17 protein-coding genes and 2 tRNA genes are annotated in these 15,824 nt (G+C 64.5%); 3 read left to right on the top strand and 16 right to left on the bottom strand.

From position 1 onward, the window contains the following. Positions 1–25 precede the first annotated feature (25 nt). The 4 genes from nrdF to nrdH all read right to left on the bottom strand — a co-directional run bounded on the left by nrdF (position 26) and on the right by nrdH (position 4,054). On the bottom strand, positions 26–1,000 hold the full coding sequence (gene nrdF / locus GD627_RS06925) for a class 1b ribonucleoside-diphosphate reductase subunit beta (RefSeq protein WP_146361768.1): 975 nt from the start codon (positions 998–1,000) through the stop codon (positions 26–28). Between the two features lie 55 nt (positions 1,001–1,055). Continuing rightward, positions 1,056–3,194 carry a class 1b ribonucleoside-diphosphate reductase subunit alpha gene (gene nrdE / locus GD627_RS06920; RefSeq protein WP_152272058.1) on the bottom strand — a complete coding sequence of 713 codons (2,139 nt, stop codon included), beginning with the start codon at positions 3,192–3,194 and terminating at the stop codon, positions 1,056–1,058. After that, positions 3,191–3,688, bottom strand: a complete 498-nt coding sequence (gene nrdI, locus GD627_RS06915) for a class Ib ribonucleoside-diphosphate reductase assembly flavoprotein NrdI (protein ID WP_152272059.1) — start codon at positions 3,686–3,688, stop codon at positions 3,191–3,193. Before nrdI ends, nrdE begins: the two co-directional genes overlap by 4 nt. Positions 3,689–3,808: 120 nt before the next feature. Beyond that, complete coding sequence (gene nrdH, locus GD627_RS06910) at positions 3,809–4,054, bottom strand: glutaredoxin-like protein NrdH (RefSeq protein WP_146361766.1); 246 nt, start codon at positions 4,052–4,054, stop codon at positions 3,809–3,811. Between the two features lie 438 nt (positions 4,055–4,492). Here nrdH and GD627_RS06905 point away from each other — a divergent pair, with 438 nt between their 5' ends. Both GD627_RS06905 and GD627_RS06900 read left to right on the top strand, forming a co-directional pair. Further along, positions 4,493–5,431: a LysR family transcriptional regulator gene (locus GD627_RS06905; protein WP_146361765.1), complete on the top strand. Its 939-nt coding sequence runs from the start codon at positions 4,493–4,495 to the stop codon at positions 5,429–5,431. A 40-nt stretch (positions 5,432–5,471) separates the two neighbouring features. Further along, positions 5,472–6,572, top strand: a complete 1,101-nt coding sequence (locus GD627_RS06900; RefSeq protein ID WP_152271910.1) for an FUSC family protein — start codon at positions 5,472–5,474, stop codon at positions 6,570–6,572. Positions 6,573–6,632: 60 nt separating this feature from the next. On the opposite strand, the gene GD627_RS06895 is transcribed toward GD627_RS06900, so the two are convergent. Together GD627_RS06895 and GD627_RS06890 are read right to left on the bottom strand one after the other, a co-directional pair. Next, positions 6,633–7,706, bottom strand: coding sequence for an App1 family protein phosphatidate phosphatase (locus tag GD627_RS06895; protein ID WP_152271909.1), 1,074 nt, complete (start codon positions 7,704–7,706; stop codon positions 6,633–6,635). A 61-nt stretch (positions 7,707–7,767) separates the two neighbouring features. Continuing rightward, a complete protein-coding gene (locus tag GD627_RS06890; protein ID WP_146361762.1) occupies positions 7,768–8,838 on the bottom strand; it encodes a fatty acid desaturase family protein in 1,071 nt (356 codons plus the stop codon). A 239-nt stretch (positions 8,839–9,077) separates the two neighbouring features. On the opposite strand from GD627_RS06890, the gene GD627_RS06885 reads away from it, so the two are divergent. Next, positions 9,078–9,782 (top strand): lysoplasmalogenase, encoded by a 705-nt coding sequence (locus tag GD627_RS06885; RefSeq protein WP_246165376.1) that lies wholly within the window; start codon positions 9,078–9,080, stop codon positions 9,780–9,782. A 51-nt stretch (positions 9,783–9,833) separates the two neighbouring features. Here the strand turns inward: GD627_RS06885 and GD627_RS06880 are convergent, their stop codons facing one another. The 10 genes from GD627_RS06880 to GD627_RS06835 form a co-directional block, all read right to left on the bottom strand. Then, positions 9,834–10,577 carry an NUDIX hydrolase gene (locus tag GD627_RS06880; protein ID WP_152271908.1) on the bottom strand — a complete coding sequence of 248 codons (744 nt, stop codon included), beginning with the start codon at positions 10,575–10,577 and terminating at the stop codon, positions 9,834–9,836. Continuing rightward, positions 10,577–11,683, bottom strand: coding sequence for an AAA family ATPase (locus GD627_RS06875; protein ID WP_246165375.1), 1,107 nt, complete (start codon positions 11,681–11,683; stop codon positions 10,577–10,579). Before GD627_RS06875 ends, GD627_RS06880 begins: the two co-directional genes overlap by 1 nt. Further along, the gene (pnuC, locus tag GD627_RS06870) at positions 11,680–12,342 is read right to left on the bottom strand and encodes a nicotinamide riboside transporter PnuC (protein ID WP_152271907.1); all 663 of its coding nucleotides are present in this window, start codon (positions 12,340–12,342) and stop codon (positions 11,680–11,682) included. The genes GD627_RS06875 and pnuC overlap by 4 nt, the downstream gene beginning before the upstream one ends. Before the next feature lie 166 nt (positions 12,343–12,508). Then, positions 12,509–12,584, bottom strand: a tRNA-Ala gene (locus GD627_RS06865). Positions 12,585–12,633: 49 nt separating this feature from the next. After that, positions 12,634–12,709 (bottom strand) — tRNA-Ala (locus tag GD627_RS06860). A gap of 126 nt (positions 12,710–12,835) precedes the next feature. Next, on the bottom strand, positions 12,836–13,519 hold the full coding sequence (locus GD627_RS06855) for a histidine phosphatase family protein (RefSeq protein WP_246165374.1): 684 nt from the start codon (positions 13,517–13,519) through the stop codon (positions 12,836–12,838). 10 nt (positions 13,520–13,529) lie between these two features. Further along, entirely contained in the window at positions 13,530–13,916 is a 387-nt protein-coding gene (gene rsfS, locus GD627_RS06850; protein ID WP_146361758.1) for a ribosome silencing factor, read from the bottom strand. A gap of 24 nt (positions 13,917–13,940) precedes the next feature. Next, on the bottom strand, positions 13,941–14,789 hold the full coding sequence (locus tag GD627_RS06845; protein ID WP_152271906.1) for a hypothetical protein: 849 nt from the start codon (positions 14,787–14,789) through the stop codon (positions 13,941–13,943). Between the two features lie 25 nt (positions 14,790–14,814). Continuing rightward, the gene (gene nadD / locus GD627_RS06840) at positions 14,815–15,480 is read right to left on the bottom strand and encodes a nicotinate-nucleotide adenylyltransferase (RefSeq protein WP_146361756.1); all 666 of its coding nucleotides are present in this window, start codon (positions 15,478–15,480) and stop codon (positions 14,815–14,817) included. A gap of 35 nt (positions 15,481–15,515) precedes the next feature. Beyond that, positions 15,516–15,758 (bottom strand): hypothetical protein, encoded by a 243-nt coding sequence (locus GD627_RS06835; protein ID WP_146361755.1) that lies wholly within the window; start codon positions 15,756–15,758, stop codon positions 15,516–15,518. Positions 15,759–15,824: the final 66 nt, after the last annotated feature.

Genomic DNA, 15,824 nt, shown 5'->3' with positions numbered 1-15,824 from the left:
GGCTCAGAGAGAGCCGGCTAAGGAATTAGAAGTCCCAGTCGTCGTCTTCCGTGTTCACGGCCTTGCCGATCACGTAGGAGGAACCGGACCCGGAGAAGAAGTCGTGGTTCTCGTCCGCGTTCGGGGACAGGGCGGAGAGGATGGCCGGGTTCACGTCCGTGAGGGTGGACGGGAACATGGCTTCGTAGCCCAGGTTCATCAGCGCCTTGTTGGCGTTGTAATGCAGGAACTTCTTGACGTCCTCGGCCAGGCCGACGCCGTCGTACAGGTCATGCGTGTACTGGACTTCGTTTTCGTACAGCTCGAACAGCAGCTCGTACGTGTAGTCCTTCAGTTCCTGACGGCGTTCCTCGGGAACCGTTTCCAGACCGCGCTGGTACTTGTAGCCGATGTAGTAGCCGTGCACGGCCTCGTCACGGATGATGAGGCGGATCAGGTCGGCCGTGTTTGTCAGCTTGGCCCGCGAGGACCAGTACATCGGCAGGTAGAAGCCCGAGTAGAAGAGGAAGGACTCCAGCAGGGTGGAGGCCACCTTGCGCTTCAGGGGGTCATCGCCGCGGTAGTAATCGGTGATGATCTGCGCCTTCTTCTGCAGATTCGGGTTCTCCGTGGACCAGCGGAACGCCTCGTCAATCTCCTTGGTGGAAGCCAGGGTGGAGAAAATGGAGGAGTAGCTCTTGGCGTGCACGGACTCCATGAACGCAATGTTCGTGTAGACCGCTTCCTCGTGCGGGGTCAGCGCATCGGGGATCAGCGAGACGGCACCGACGGTCGCCTGCATCGTGTCCAGCAACGTCAGGCCGGTGAACACGCGCATGGTGAGCTGCTGCTCCTCCGGGGTCAGTGTGGCCCAGGACTGGACGTCATTGGACAGCGGCACCTTCTCCGGCAGCCAGAAGTTGTTGACCAGACGGTTCCAGACCTCAACGTCCTTCTCATCCTGGATGCGGTTCCAGTTGATCGCCTCGACGCCGTCGATCAGCTTCAGCTTCTCGGTCATGAGTAATTCCTTGTCTTCAAAGGTTCGGGAAAAGGGGTGCGGATCGGGTGCAGCCTTACAGCATGCAGGAAACGCAGCCCTCAACCTCGGTGCCTTCCAGCGCGAGCTGGCGCAGGCGGATGTAGTAAATGGTCTTGATGCCCTTGCGCCAGGCGTAGATCTGCGCCTTGTTGATGTCGCGGGTGGTTGCGGTGTCCTTGAAGAACAGCGTCAGGGACAGGCCCTGGTCCACGTGCTGCGTGGCAGCGGCGTAGGTGTCGATGATCTTCTCGTAGCCGATTTCGTAGGCATCCTGGTAGTACTCCAGGTTGTCGTTGGTCAGGTACGGAGCCGGGTAGTACACGCGTCCCAGCTTGCCTTCCTTGCGGATCTCGATCTTCGACGCCACCGGGTGAATGGAAGAGGTGGAGTTGTTGATGTAGGAAATCGAGCCGGTGGGCGGCACGGCCTGCAGGTTCTGGTTGTAGATGCCGTGCTCCATGACCGAAGCCTTCAGTGCCTCCCAGTCCGCCTGGGTGGGGATGTGCACGCCGTCGAACAGTTCACGCACGCGCTGGGTCTGCGGAGCCCATTCCCGGTTGGTGTACTTGTCGAAGTACTCGCCGGTGGCGTACTTGGAACGCTCGAAGCCGGCGAACTTCCGGCCGGTTTCGATGGCAAGCAGGTTGGACGCCCGCACGGCGTGGTAGACCACCGTGTAGAAGTACATGTTGGTGAAGTCGATGCCCTCTTCGGAGCCGTAGTAGACCCGCTCGCGCGCCAGGTAGCCGTGCAGGTTCATCTGGCCCAGGCCGATGGCGTGGGACATGTCGTTGCCCTTGGCAATGGAGGGCACCGAGCCGATGTGGCTCATGTCCGACACGGCGGTCAGCGCGCGGATGGCCGTCTCAATGGTCCGGCCGAAGTCCGGGGAGTCCATGGTCTTGGCAATGTTCAGCGAGCCGAGGTTGCAGGAGATGTCCTTGCCGGTCTCGTTGTAGGACAGGTCATCGTTGTACGTGGTGGGCTGGGAAACCTGGAGGATTTCCGAGCACAGGTTGGACATGATGATCTTGCCCTCGATCGGGTTCTCCCGGTTCACCGTGTCCTCGAACATGATGTACGGGTAGCCGGACTCGAACTGGATCTCCGCGAGGGTCTGGAAGAAGTCGCGGGCACGGATCTTGGTCTTCTTGATCCGGGCGTCGTCCACCATCTCGTAGTACTTCTCGGTGACCGAGATGTCGGAGAACGGCATGCCGTAGACCTTCTCGACGTCGTACGGCGAGAACAGGTACATGTCCTCGTCGCGCTTGGCCAGCTCGAAGGTGATGTCCGGGACGACGACGCCGAGCGAGAGGGTCTTGATGCGGATCTTCTCGTCCGCGTTCTCGCGCTTGGTGTCCAGGAACCGGTTGATGTCCGGGTGGTGGGCGTGCAGGTACACGGCGCCGGCACCCTGGCGGGCACCGAGCTGGTTGGCGTAGGAGAAGCTGTCTTCGAGGAGCTTCATTACGGGGATGACGCCGGAGGACTGGTTCTCGATCTGCTTGATCGGGGCGCCCACCTCGCGGATGTTGGTCAGGGCGAAGGCCACGCCGCCGCCGCGCTTGGACAGCTGCAGTGCGGAGTTGATGGAGCGGCCGATGGACTCCATGTTGTCCTCGATGCGCAGCAGGAAGCAGGAGACCAGCTCGCCGCGCTGGGCCTTTCCGGCATTCAGGAACGTGGGGGTGGCGGGCTGGAAACGGCCCTCGATGATTTCATCCACCATCTGCTTGGCGAGCTGCTCGTCGCCGCGGGCCAGGTGCAGGGCAACCATGCAGACGCGGTCTTCGTAGCGTTCCAGGTAACGCTTGCCGTCGAAGGTCTTCAGCGTGTAGGAGGTGTAGAACTTGAAGGCGCCGAGGAAGGTCTCAAAGCGGAACTTCTTCTTGTAGGCGCGGTTGTACAGGTCCTTGATGAAGGTCATGGAGTACTGCTCGAGCGTTTCCGGCTCGTAGTACTCGTTCTTGACCAGGTATTCCAGCTTCTCTTCCAGGTCATGGAAGAAGACGGTGTTGTTGTTGACGTGCTGGAGGAAGTACTGGCGCGCAGCAGCGCGGTCGGCGTCGAACTGGATCTCGCCGTTCTTGCCGTACAGGTTCAGCATGGCGTTGAGCTCGTGATAGCCCAGGCCCTTGTAAGCCTCGGGGAGCTCCTTGGAGCCTGTCATGCCGGCTTCTGCGACTGATGTGTCCAAAACTTTTCCAATCCTTCGTTAACCTTGGCAACGTCCTCGGACGTGCCCATGAGTTCAAATCGATACAGCACGGGGACCTGGCATTTCACGGCAATGATGTCTGCCGCGAGGCAATAGGAATCCCCGAAGTTTGTGTTGCCCGCGCCTATCACTCCCCGGATCAAGGAACGGTTGTGCTCGGTGTTCAGGAACTTGATGACCTGTTTGGGAACGGCCCCCCGGGCCGCCGCTCCGGGCTGGGCCGCCGTCCCGCCGTAGGTGGGAAGCAGCAGCACATACGGACGGCGGGCAAGCAGGGTGGGCTGGGAGGTGTGGAGCGGAAGCTGGGCCGCGGGAATCCCGAGCTTCTCCACGAAGCGGCGGGTGTACCCGGAGGCTGAAGAGAAGTAGATCAGGGACGCATCCGTTGCCGGCTGCCTCTCCCCTGCGGATGCCGATGCCGGCCCGAGGCCGGCCTGGTCTGCCATCCCCAGTGTCATGGTTGCTGCGCTCCTGACGGGTGGTGCAATGGTGCGAGCCGCTGTGGAATGCGGATGATGCGAGGTGCTGCGGAACCGGGATGTCCCGGACCGCCGCGGGGCGGAGCCCTAGGCTACGGAGGAAACCTGCGCCTGGGCCAGCTCTTCGATCTTGTCGGGACGGAAGCCGGACCAGGAGTCCTGCTCGGTGACGACAACGGGTGCCTGCATGTACCCCATGGCACGGACGCGCTCGAGGGCCTCGGGGTCCTGCGACATATCCACGCTCTGGTACACAATGCCCTTCTTGTCGAGGGCGCGGTAAGTGGCGTTGCACTGTACGCAGGCGGGCTTGGTGTAAACCGTAACGGTCATGGCGTGGTCTCCCCTAGTGAAGCGTGAAGTCTGTTCTGTGGTGCTGCAAAGAGCTGGTGATGCTGGACGTTCGGAGTGCTGAAAAACTGCTTGTGGAGCTTCGTGAAGCTCTCGAAGTCTGTCCCTAGATACTACATCCAGTTCCCTGCCCAGACACTACATCTAGTGCGCCCCCCAAGGTGGAACCCCTACATGATGTATTACAAGTATGTCATTAGACAGGGTGCCCGTCCACAGTTTGTGCACAGGCGGGGGCCTGTTTTTCGGCGGATTTCCGCAGGGCAGGCGGGGGTTCTCCACAGGCTGTGCAGAACTTGATGCACATGTGATGAGACAGGCAAGATTCCTGCGTGTCGCGTACCGTGGGCGTGTCGGGACTAGTACCGGCCAACACTAGATATTGTGGTCGACGCCGCCGGGCGGGAAAGGAGGCACAGAATGGTCAACCCCGTGCACTTGAAGACGCTGCTGGAGGTTATCCGCACGGGATCGTTTGCGGCCGCGGCCCTGCGGCTGGGCTACACGGCCTCGGCCGTATCCCAGCAGATGACCGCTCTGGAGAAGGACACGGGAGCGCGCCTGTTCGAGCGTTCCGCCCGCACTGCCTCCCCCACGGACGCCGCCGTCGTTATGGCCAGGCATGCCGTCAAGGTACTCACTGACATGGATGCCCTTCTGGCCGCTGCGGCGCGGCCCGGACCGGGCACCGGACACGAACTGCGGCTTGGCATCTTTCCCAGCCTCGCAACCTTTGCCCTGCCGGAACTGCTGGCCTCGCCCCAGTGGCGGGACCTGGGAATTGATCTGCATCTTTCCGTGGCTGAACCCGCGCAGACCATCCAGGGCCTGCGCACCGGCGGAAACCTCGACGTCGCCCTGGTGTACCAGGTGGGCCAGGGCGGGCTGGCCTGGCCCTCCTCGATCAGCCGCCGGTGGCTGGGAGACGACAACTTCCGGGTGGTGCTGCCCGAATCCTGGGGCATCCGCAGCGGTGCCGAAGTGACGGCTGAACAGCTGGCGGGAATGCCCTGGATCATGCACCACCCGGGTACGCCGGATGCGCTGGTGATTGAGCGGCTTTTCGCCAGCTGCAGCCTGCACCCGCAGGTGGCAGCGTACTGCGATGACTTCAACGCCAGTCTGGCCATGGCTTCCGCGGGTCTGGGGGCGGCGCTGGTGCCGGAGCTGGCGATGCTGAACCGCCCGGCCGGCACGGTGGTGCTGGATGTCCCGGAGATCCGGCTGGCACGCAGTATCTTCGCCCTGCTGATCCATGAACAGAACGTCCAGGTCCGGCTTTTCCTGGACCGCCTGGCTGAAGTCCTGGGCCGGCGGAGCATTGTGCCGCTGCCCACATCCGGCCCCGGGCAGGGCTGAAAAGTCGTGCCCCGTCCAGGGCACGGGTAATACTCGAAGCATGACCATTGGTGAAAGAACCGTCTCCAAACGGTCACTGAGTGCCGTTACCAACCGGGTGACCGGAGTCCTGCGCTACACCCGCTTCCAGCTCGCCTTCAAGGCGGCCCTTGCCGTCGGTATTGCCTGGACCCTTGCCCCCCACGTACCGGGGGTCGCCTCGCAGTACCCGTACTATGCGCCGCTGGGCGCCATCGTCAGCATGTACCCCACGGTGTCCGGTTCATTCCGTACCGGTATGGAAACCCTGGCGGGCCTCGTGACCGGAATGCTCCTGGCACTGGGGGCGCTGCTGATCGGCGCCCCGAATGTCTGGACCATCTCCGTGATTGTGGGCATCGGCGTACTGCTCGGCGGATTGTCCTTCCTGGGCGCGTCCGGGCGGGAATACGTGCCCATGGCTGCGCTGTTTGTCCTGGTCCTGGGCGGTGACGATCCGGACGGGTACTCCTTCGGGTACGGCGTGCAGATGCTGGTGGGCGTGGCCGTCGGCTTATCCGTCAACGCCCTCGTTTTCCCGCCGCTGCACCTGAACGGCGCAGTCAACGGGCTGGTGACCCTGCGGAGGTCGCTGGCGCGGCAGCTGCGGGACATGGGCACGGCGCTGGGGGAAACCTGGCCGCCCGAACATGAGGACTGGTCCCAGCGGGAAAGCGAGCTGGACGCCTTGACCAAGGAGGTCCGCGAAGCCGTGGAGCTGGCCGACAACAGCCGGCACGGGAACATCCGCCGCCGCAAGTACCGCCGGGATATCAGCGCCGACTACCGCGCGCTGCGGTCCATGGAACGTGCCACCCGGCATGTCAAGGACATGACCGAAGTCCTCGCCGACGCCATCTGGCGCAATCCGGAGCACGTCGCCGTCCCGGCGGCCCTGATCAATCCGGTGGCCGACGCCGTGAATGCCTGCGGCGAGGCGGTCGAGAAGTGGGATCCGGAGAGCGAGGAGCACTCGGCAGCAACGGAGGCACTGGTGAAGCTGGTGGGCCTGATCAACACTTCGGCCTCGGCCGAAAGCCCGGTGGATGCGACGGCCGCCCTGGCCATGGACATGCGCCGCATCCTGCGGACCATTACTGCGGAGAGCGGCGACGCAGCGTAGGGCCGGCACGGCAGGAGCGGCCGCCGTTTCCGTTGCCGTTCCCACCCTGCCCGGGGAAAACTAGCCTTCGTCGGTGAGCAGTCCGAGTTCGGCCAGCTGACGGGCCATCCCGGCTCCGTCGGGCGCGTAGATCCACGGCACCTGCACGGGGGTCTGTCCGGGCCTCCCCGTCCGGCCGCCGGCCAGCACCGCTTCACCGGCCGAGAGCTGGCGGATGGCGATCGCCCGGACATTCTCCGGGTGCCGCTGGGCGAAGTCGGCATAGATCTCTTCGTCATGCTGGCCGTCGTCGCCGATCAGCAGCCATTTGATATCCGGGAATTCCTGGGCGAGCCGTTCCAGCTGGGTGCGCTTGTGCGCCTGCCCGCTGCGGAACCAGCGGTCCGTGGTGGGACCCCAGTCGGTCAGCAGCAGCGGACCGGCCGGATACAGGTTGCGGGTAATGAACCGGGTCAGGGTGGCGGCCACGTTCCAGGCGCCGGTTGACAGATAGAGCACGGGGCCCACCGGGTTTTCCCGGGCCAGGCGGTCCATCATCACCGCCATGCCGGGCGTGGGCGTCCGGGCATGCTCATCCAGGACGAAAGTGTTCCACGCTGCCAGCATCGGACGCGGCAGGGCGGTAACCATGATGGTGTCATCAATGTCGGACACGACCCCCACCTCAGCGGCCGGGTCCACCACGTAAATCGGTGCCGTGGTTTCTTCACCATCCTCGGAGCGGAAGAGGATGGTGGTCCAACCAGGCTGGAGATCGGCGGGAAGCACAGCGTCCACCACTCCCCCGCGGTCCGCGGTCACCACATGCTTCTGATCGCCGACAATGACAGTGACCGTGGCCTTGTTCACCGGCGGGCTCATGAAGTTGCGCCAGCCGCGGATACCGTCGGCGATCGCTTTGGACGCCATCGATTTCTCGGCACCGTCGAAGTAGCCGGGCTTGGCCAGGATGACCCGGCCGAGTACCCGCACCCATTCGGTGGAGCCGTATCCGGTGAACGGGAGGACGGTCTGCACATCGCCCCGGTTGCGGGCACGTTCATCCCGCCACGCGTGGAGGGAGTCCTCCAGCCGCATACCGAGGTGGGCCACGGGCGTCTTGTCCGTCGGGCGGGCTGCGGGGTCTTTAGTCATGTTCCTACTCTGTCAGATGCGTCGAAGGCTATGGACCTTCGCCGTCAGTCAGGCGCTGGCCTTAGATGCGGTACTTGGACCGGACAGGGCAGTCGAACGGGTCGCGGGCGGACAGGCCCACTTCATTGAGGTAGCGGACCACAATCGCGTAGGACTGGACCAGGGTGGTCTCGGTGTAGGGAATCGAGTGCTTGGCGCAGTGTTCCTTCACCAGTTCGCTGGCCCGGGCCAGGTGCGGCCGGGGCATGCTCGGGAACAGGTGGTGCTCCACCTGGTAGTTCAGTCCACCCATCAGCGTGCTCATGCCGCGTCCCACGATATTGCGGGACGTCAGCACCTGGCGGCCGAGGAAGTCCACCTTGGAGTCCCTCGGGAGGATCGGCATGCCCTTATGGTTCGGCGCAAAGGATGCGCCCATGTAAACGCCGAACACTGCAAGCTGGACGCCAAGGAAGGCGAAGGCCATCCCCACCGGCAGGAAGAAGAACACGGCAGCCACGTACAGGCCCAGACGGGTGAACACCATGACCAGTTCGGATACGCGTCCCTTGACCTGCTTGTTGGCAAAGAGGTGCTTAATGGAGGTCGCGTGCAGGTTGATGCCCTCAAGCATCAGCAGCGGGAAGAACAGCCAGCCCTGGCGGCGCGCAAACCACGCCATGAACCCCTTCTGCCGGGCTGCCTGCTCCGGCAGGAAGGAGATGGTGTCCATGTCAATGTCCGGATCCTTGCCCACCGTGTTCGGGTTGGCATGGTGCCTGCTGTGCTTGTTCATCCACCACTGGTAACTGATGCCGACGACGGCGTTCGCCACGAACTTACCGGCGCGGTCATTCGCCGGACCGGATTCGAACACCTGGCGGTGCGACGCCTCGTGGGCAATAAAGGCAAGCTGCGTCAGGAGGATACCCAGCGCGGCCGCTATGAGCAGCTGGAACCAGCTTTCCCCGATGAGGAAAAACCCGGTGGCAGCGGCAACAAGGCCAAGACAAAGGAACACGAACGTGGTGATGTAAAAAGAGCGCCGGCGCTTCAGCAGGCCTTCGTCGCGGACCGCTTTAAGCAGTCCGGAGTAGGTGCTGGTCACGTTATTCCGGCGCGGTTTCTTTACACTCGCGTTTTCTTCAGTCATTGCAGTGGAGGATGCAGGTACGCTCATTCTGCCTTCTGGTGGTGGTCGACTTCCCAGCCGGCGGTGCGAGCGTTTTCGCTCCAGATATATTTAGCCTAACCCGAAAGTCTGGTGTTTGTCTGTGACGGGCGGGGTTAACGTGCGTCTATGCTTGTCTGCATCCTGCACAGGCATTACGGTGCAGCTCCCTTTTTCGAAGGCACAGTACGATTGGCTGCAGCCGACCCCAAAGGAGTGCCGTGACTGCCGCGCCCGTCCGAAACGAAACCGCTGTCCTGCCCCGCTCGTGGTGGTGGGGATTCCTGCCTTTTGCGGCCGCCTCGGCGGTTCACATCGCGGCCCGGGCCGTGGATGCCACGGCCGTCGCGGAGCCGACCAAGCTCACGTTGATGCCACTGCTTGCGGCCGCTGCCCTCTGGGGCATGCGGGGTCTCCCCGGCGGGCCGGCGGGCCGGAAGCGGCCGGCTGTGCTGCTGTTGGCAGCACTGCTCTTCTCCTGGATCGGCGACGGCGCGGGCGCGTTCTTCCCGTCGGTCCCCGAACTGCCCGTCATGCTGGGTTTCTTCGGGCTCGCCCATGTCTGTTACATCTGGCTGCTGTCGCGCGACGGCGCTGCCGGCCGGTTCCCCCGGTGGGCGCTGGTTTTCCCGCTGTGGTGGGTACTCATGCTCGTGGTCCTCTGGCCTTCCCTGGGCGGCCTCGCCTTCGCGGTGGCCGCCTACGGGATTGTCCTGGCCGGCACGGCGGCGACGGCGGCCCGGTGCCGGCCCATGGTGGCGGCCGGCGGTCTGCTGTTCCTGGCCTCTGACACCATTCTGGCCTGCCGGATCTTCCTGCCCGAGCACATGCCTGGCTGGACCAGTGCCCTCGTCATGCTCACGTACTGCGCCGGGCAGGGCCTCATTGTTGCCGGGGTCCTGCGGACCTGGCGGAGCGCTTCCTGACCGGCCCGGGTCCAGACCCCGGTCCGCGTGGCTGCGTCCGCGGGGCGTTGGTCAGCTATTCGCTGCCGGGCGGATCATTGGCGGACTCAGGTATTCCTCCCGCACGGTAAATAATGCCGCGGGAGCACCCTTATCTCCGATGGCTTTCCGCCCGGTGTCCTGAAGCGCACCGGTCATTTTCCGGGTGAAATTGCCGGCGTCAAGCCTGCCGGTATTCCACACGGCCTGATAAACCCGGCGTAATTGGTAAAGGGTGAATTCCCCGGGCAGCAGCCTGGCCGCCGTGAGGGTGTATTCGATCTTGCCCGCAAGGCGCTCCAGTGCGGCGGTGAGGATTTCCCCGTGGTCGAAAGCCAGTGTCTCACCGGCAAGGACCTCGTAGACGGGAAGCCAGTGGGCTGCTGCACTGTCGGTGCCGGGATTGAGAACCGGCAGGGCCCGGCCGTCGGTGGGGAGCAGCGCCAGGTGGGCAACCGAAACCACGCGCATGCGCGGGTCGCGTTGGGGCGAGCTGTACGTAGCGAGCTGCTCGATGTGGGCGCGGTGCCCTCCGAGCTCCAGCCCGGTCTCCTCCTCCAACTCGCGCCGTGCCGCCGCCAGGGCATCCTCATCCGCTCCGACGAAGCCGCCCGGCAGTGCCAGTGCACCCTTGAACGGGTGCCCGCCGCGCCGGACGAAGGCTGCATACAGGGTACTTTCGGTGACGGCGAAGACCACCAGGTCCACTGCCAGCGCAACCGGGGGGTATTCCCCGGGCGTGTAGTCCTGAAGGAACTGTTCTTCGTCTGTGGCCATCAGGCTCCTGCCAGTACCGTCCGTGTTGCCCAGGGCGGGGACGTGAAGCGGTTGCGCTGGGCGATGAGGGGATCAATTATTCCGGTTGCCGTGGACAGGCGCTCCTCCGGGCTGCCGGATACGAGGATCCAGGAGGAGCCGGCAGCCGTAAGCTCCTCTTTAAACCATTCGGTCATCTCCGCCCGGGGGTGCTCGGCCTCACGCCATCCGTCGTCCTCGAAGGCTACACCGGCGTGGTCCGTCACAAGATAGAGGTCACGGCGCGGCAGCCGCTCAACGGCCCGGCGGGAACCGTGGCTTCGCTCCCCCAGGTAAACGCGTTCGAACAGTTTGGTGGTGATCGCGTCGGTATCGGCGATCACCAGGGGGCACCGCGCCGCTGCCTCGTTTTCCATCTGGTTCTGGCGTTCCCCGATCAGCGCGAAATCCTCGGCCGTCCAGACCATGTCGGTGATCACGGCGCCGGGTTTCTCCGCCTGCAGTGCCGCGAACTTGTCGTAGGTGAACTGCCGGCCGAATTCGGGAACGTCCACCAGCTCGGGATAGCGGTGCCGGTAATGCCGGATCAATGCCTCGGCGAGGGTGGTGGTGCCGGTGGACTCGGCGCCGACGACGATGATCCGCACGGCCATGTCCTGCCGGGCGGGCTTGAGGATGTTCCGCCATGCCGCGCCCAGGTCATCGCGGCACAGAGTGCCGCTGACCCGGTAGGCGCTCCTGGCCCGGTCCACCATGACGTGTTCAGCGCCGAAATCCGCGGCCAGGGTTGCACCGTATTCCTCGGAGCTGAAGACGGCGTCGACCTCCGTGATGCCCCTGTTCCGCAGTGCGAGCCGCAGTACCTCGTTGTGCGCCTTCCAGATGGGCCGGGAGTCATAGTCCACCGGGCAGTCATCGGGCATTCCGATGACTGTGACGTTGGTGTCCTCAAATTCTGCGGCCAGCCACTTCACGCGGTCAGCCAGGGCGATGTTCTCAAACCGGCTGCCGAAAACCACGACGGCGACTCTGGCGGACTGTTCCGACGCCGCGGTGATGAGGTGCCGGTGGCCGGCATGCGGAGGATAGAACTTGCCAATAACCACGCCCAGTCCGAAGCGGCTCACACCGGAACCTTTCCGGCGGCGGCTTCGGGCCGGGCGGCTGCGGAGCGCGTGCGCTTCCAGCCGACCAGGCCGTAGACGCAGAGTGCGGTGAAGCCGATGTACAGGATGGCGGTGAGGTTGAGGCCGCGGGAGAAATAAAGGGGAATACTGACAAGATCAATGACGATCCAGACGTACCAGTGCTGGAAAATCTTCCGTGCCTGTGCGTACGTGGCCAGGAGCGACGCGGCCAGGACAAAGGCGTCGGGCCAGGGAACCTGCGAGTCGGTTCCGTGCGTGAGGATCATGGCAATCCCGGCGGTGGCCAGGACCACTGCGCCGATCCCGGCGGCTGCCTCCTTGCGGGAGGCATCGCGGATGGGCAGATCGCCTTTCTCGGTGGTGGCCCTGGCGCCGCGGACCCAGTTGTACCAGCCGTAGACCGAGACGGCGGCGAACACCGCCTGCAGGACGGTCTCCCCGTACAGTCCGGCGCCGAAGAAGAGGACCATGAACGCGACGTTGTTGATGATGCCGACGGGCCAGTTCCAGGCCTGCTGCCGTGCCACGCCGTAAACGCAGGCAGCGCCGGTGATGAAACCGATGACTTCGATCCAGCTGACCGGTGCTCCGAGCAGGGTTGCCGCCGGGGAGTTCATCCAGTCCAGTATTGCGTCCATGTCGCTCTCCTGATTTATTGTCAATCTGACAATTAGCAGCCTAGGGCTGTGGCGGAGATTACGGAAGGGACCTGGATACCGGGTACTGAGATGTAGGTCACACTCCGGGCGGCGGTTACGGGCAACAAAAAACCGCCGGCCACGTTTCCGTGATCCAGCGGTTGTTTGGTGGAGCTGAGGGGACTCGAACCCCTGACCCCCTGCATGCCATGCAGGTGCGCTACCAGCTGCGCCACAGCCCCAAACTTTCAGTGGTCATCCACCGCAAATCCTCCGGTTTCCCGAAGGTTTTGGTGGAGCTGAGGGGACTCGAACCCCTGACCCCCTGCATGCCATGCAGGTGCGCTACCAGCTGCGCCACAGCCCCAAAACTCTAGGTTGTCTGCCTCACTTTTCCGTTCACCGGGGCGAAGCAACTCCTCTACCTTAGTACAAATCGAGAAGAGCGCAAAATCCGTTCCGGCCGCCCCCGGCGGGCAGACAGGACGGCCCGTCAGCCCTCCACCGGACCGCTTGGCAGCGAGTCCAGTCCAACGTTGTGCTGGGTGAGGTGCCAGGCGGACCGGCCATGCCGGTCCGGGATTTCCTGCAGGACGGACCAGTGGCAGTTGGACACTCCCGAGATGACTGCCCAGGACTCCGTGGGGAGCCCCAGCAGGGCGCAGATCCCGGCACGGATGGCTCCCCCGTGGCTTACCGCCACCAGGGTGCCCCCGGCAGGCACCTCCCGCACCGCCTCCGTCACGGCATCGGCCACCCGCCGTCCGACGTCAACACGCGTCTCCCCGCCGCCCGCACGGGCGCTGCCGACGCCGGCGGACCAGGCGGCCAGCAAGGGGGCGTCCTGTTCGGCGATCTGCGCGAAGGAACGTCCCTCCCACGTGCCGGCGAAAGTCTCCCGCAGACGCTGGTCCCGGGACACCTCCAGACCGGTCTCCGCCGCGAGGGCCCTGCCCGTGTCCAGGGCACGGCTGAGGTCAGAGGAGACAATAACGTCCGGCTCCAGGAAGCGCAGGACCGCGGCCGCCTCGGCAGCCTGGCGGAGGCCGCCGTCGTCAAGGGCAATGTCCTGCTGCCCCTGGAAGCGCCCCACCCGGTTCCATTCAGTGCGCCCGTGGCGCCAGAAAACAACCCGGCGCGACGCCGTATCAGGATCCCAGGGGGCGGGGGCGCTCACAGCTCCTGCTTTATTCGGACTCGGCGGCGGCGGGGGCGTCCTCGAGCTGGAGGTCAACCTCGGGGCAGTCCTTCCAGAGCCGTTCCAGTGCGTAGAACACCCGGTCCTCCTCATGCTGGACATGCACCACAACGTTGGCGTAGTCGAGCAGCACCCAGCGGCCTTCGCTCCGTCCTTCGCGACGGACAGGCTTGAGGTTCATCTTGGACAGTTCCTCTTCGATGCCGTCAACAATGGCGTTGACCTGGCGTTCGTTCGACGCCGAGGCGATGAGGAAGACGTCCGTGATGGCGAGCCGCTCGCTTACGTCAATTGCGACAATATCGTCCGCAATCTTGGCCGACGCCGCTTTGGCCGCCGCCCGTGCAATGTCGATGGAAGATTCGGTGGCGCTCAAAGTGTGTCTCCTTGGGGTAATCGGTCAGCCGCCAAGGCCGCCGACGATCATTAGTATTCCGACGATCAGGGCGAGTACGCCCAGACCTGCAACACCGGCGACCGCAAAACGCAGCCTCCGGGTACGGCCGAGTCCGGCCGTCATGACATCTAGGGGGTTAAGCCCGAAGGCGCTGCGGGCCCCGATGGGGGCAGCGTCTTCGGCTGTATCCGGCACACCGGAAGGTGCCGGCGTCTGCTGCGTTGCCGCAGTAACGATGGGTATGTGGGAAGTGGGCGGTGCCTTCATGACGGGATGTTCCATCCCGGGAACTGAAACAAACTCGAGCGGAGTCACCATGGCCAGATTGTCCGCCGCGCTGGGCTCGGCGGACACCGGCGGGCGGTGCCCGTTCTCTTCCGCCAGCTTCCGGATGGCCTCGGTGCGGCGGTTCAGGATCTGGGCGCGTTCCGCCAGGGCCTTCTGCTGCGCCAGGAGGTCGAGGTCCACTGCGTATGGATCCGCTGCCTGCAGCGCCTCCATGGAGGCAACCTGGTTGCGGGCCTGCCCCTCAAGTGCCTGGCGGGCGGAAAGGGCCTGCTCCACGCTCATGCCCTCGACGTCGGCGTTGGGACCCGTGCCGGCGGCGGCGGGGGTCTCCCCGGCACCTGCTGCGGCGCGCTGCTGCTGTTGCCTCAGCTGCCGGCGGGTGGGAAAGGCAGGCTCGGGGTCCCGGCCTTCCCGCGCCTCGGCCAGGGCCCTGGCGGCACGCAGCGCCTCCCTGTCACGGGCACGCTGCAGGGATTCGCGTTCCCTCGGACCGGCCGGGGAATCCACGGGTACATCGGCCGCCCTGCGGCTGCGCCGCGGCGCGGACTCTGGACCGTTCGTCATTTCCCACCCATCCGGTATCTGTTTTTTACGCTACTGGTTCTGTTTCGGTTTCCGTGGAGCTCCGGGCCTGCTGCCCGGCGGCATACAGCCGGTGTTTCGCGATGTACTGCACCACGCCGTCCGGGACCAGGTACCACACGGGTTTCCCTCCGGCCACCCGCCGCCGGCAGTCCGTGGAGGAGATGGCCATGGCCGGCACCTCCATCAGCGAGACATCGTCGCGGCCCACGTTTTCCAGCACATGCCCGGGCCGGGTCACGCCCACAAAATGGGCCAGGGACCACAGTTCCTGGATGTCCTTCCAGGACAGGATCTGCGCCATCGCGTCCGCGCCGGTGATGAAGAACAGCTCAGCATCGGGGCGCGCCGCCTTCAGATCCCGCAGCGTATCAATGGTGTAGGTGGGCCCGGGCCGGTCGATATCCACCCGGCTCACGGTAAAGCGCGGATTGGATGCAGTGGCGATGACCGTCATGAGGTACCGGTGTTCGGCCGGGCTCACCTGCTGGGCGGCCGGTTTGTGCCAGGGGTCTCCGGTGGGCACAAAGACCACCTCGTCCAGGTCAAACGTGGACGCCACTTCGCTGGCGGCCACCAGGTGGCCATGGTGAATCGGGTCGAACGTTCCGCCCATGACTCCCAGCCGGAACCTGCGCTTCCCGTTGCCGTCTGTCCGCTGCGGTTCACTCATGGGCAGGAACGCTTCCGCCGGATTCACGTATCAGGTCAGTCCCGGATCGCCTGGCCGTGATCATGCTTGTCGGGGAACTGGCGCTGGGGATCAATGTGCTCCGGCTCGGCCGTGTGCCGGTTGCCCACGTTGCTGAAGGACACGGTGATGAGCATCAGCAACAGCAGCGCCGCCATGATGGCCCCGCCGTAGACGTACGGCGACGCCGGCAGTTCAACGTGGTGTTCTTCGGCCATTTCCGCAGCAGTAAGCACGGCGCCCGTAAGCTGAATCAGCATGTATCTCCCCTAGAGAGTGGTAACTTCCGCCGGGCAGCCGGCGGAATGGTTTCTGTGTCAATGGTA

Source organism: Arthrobacter yangruifuii, from assembly GCF_009192775.1.
GTDB classification, from domain to species: domain Bacteria; phylum Actinomycetota; class Actinomycetes; order Actinomycetales; family Micrococcaceae; genus Arthrobacter_B; species Arthrobacter_B yangruifuii.
Note: the sequence above shows the minus strand (reverse complement) of the source record. Positions and strands in the feature narration are given on the sequence as shown.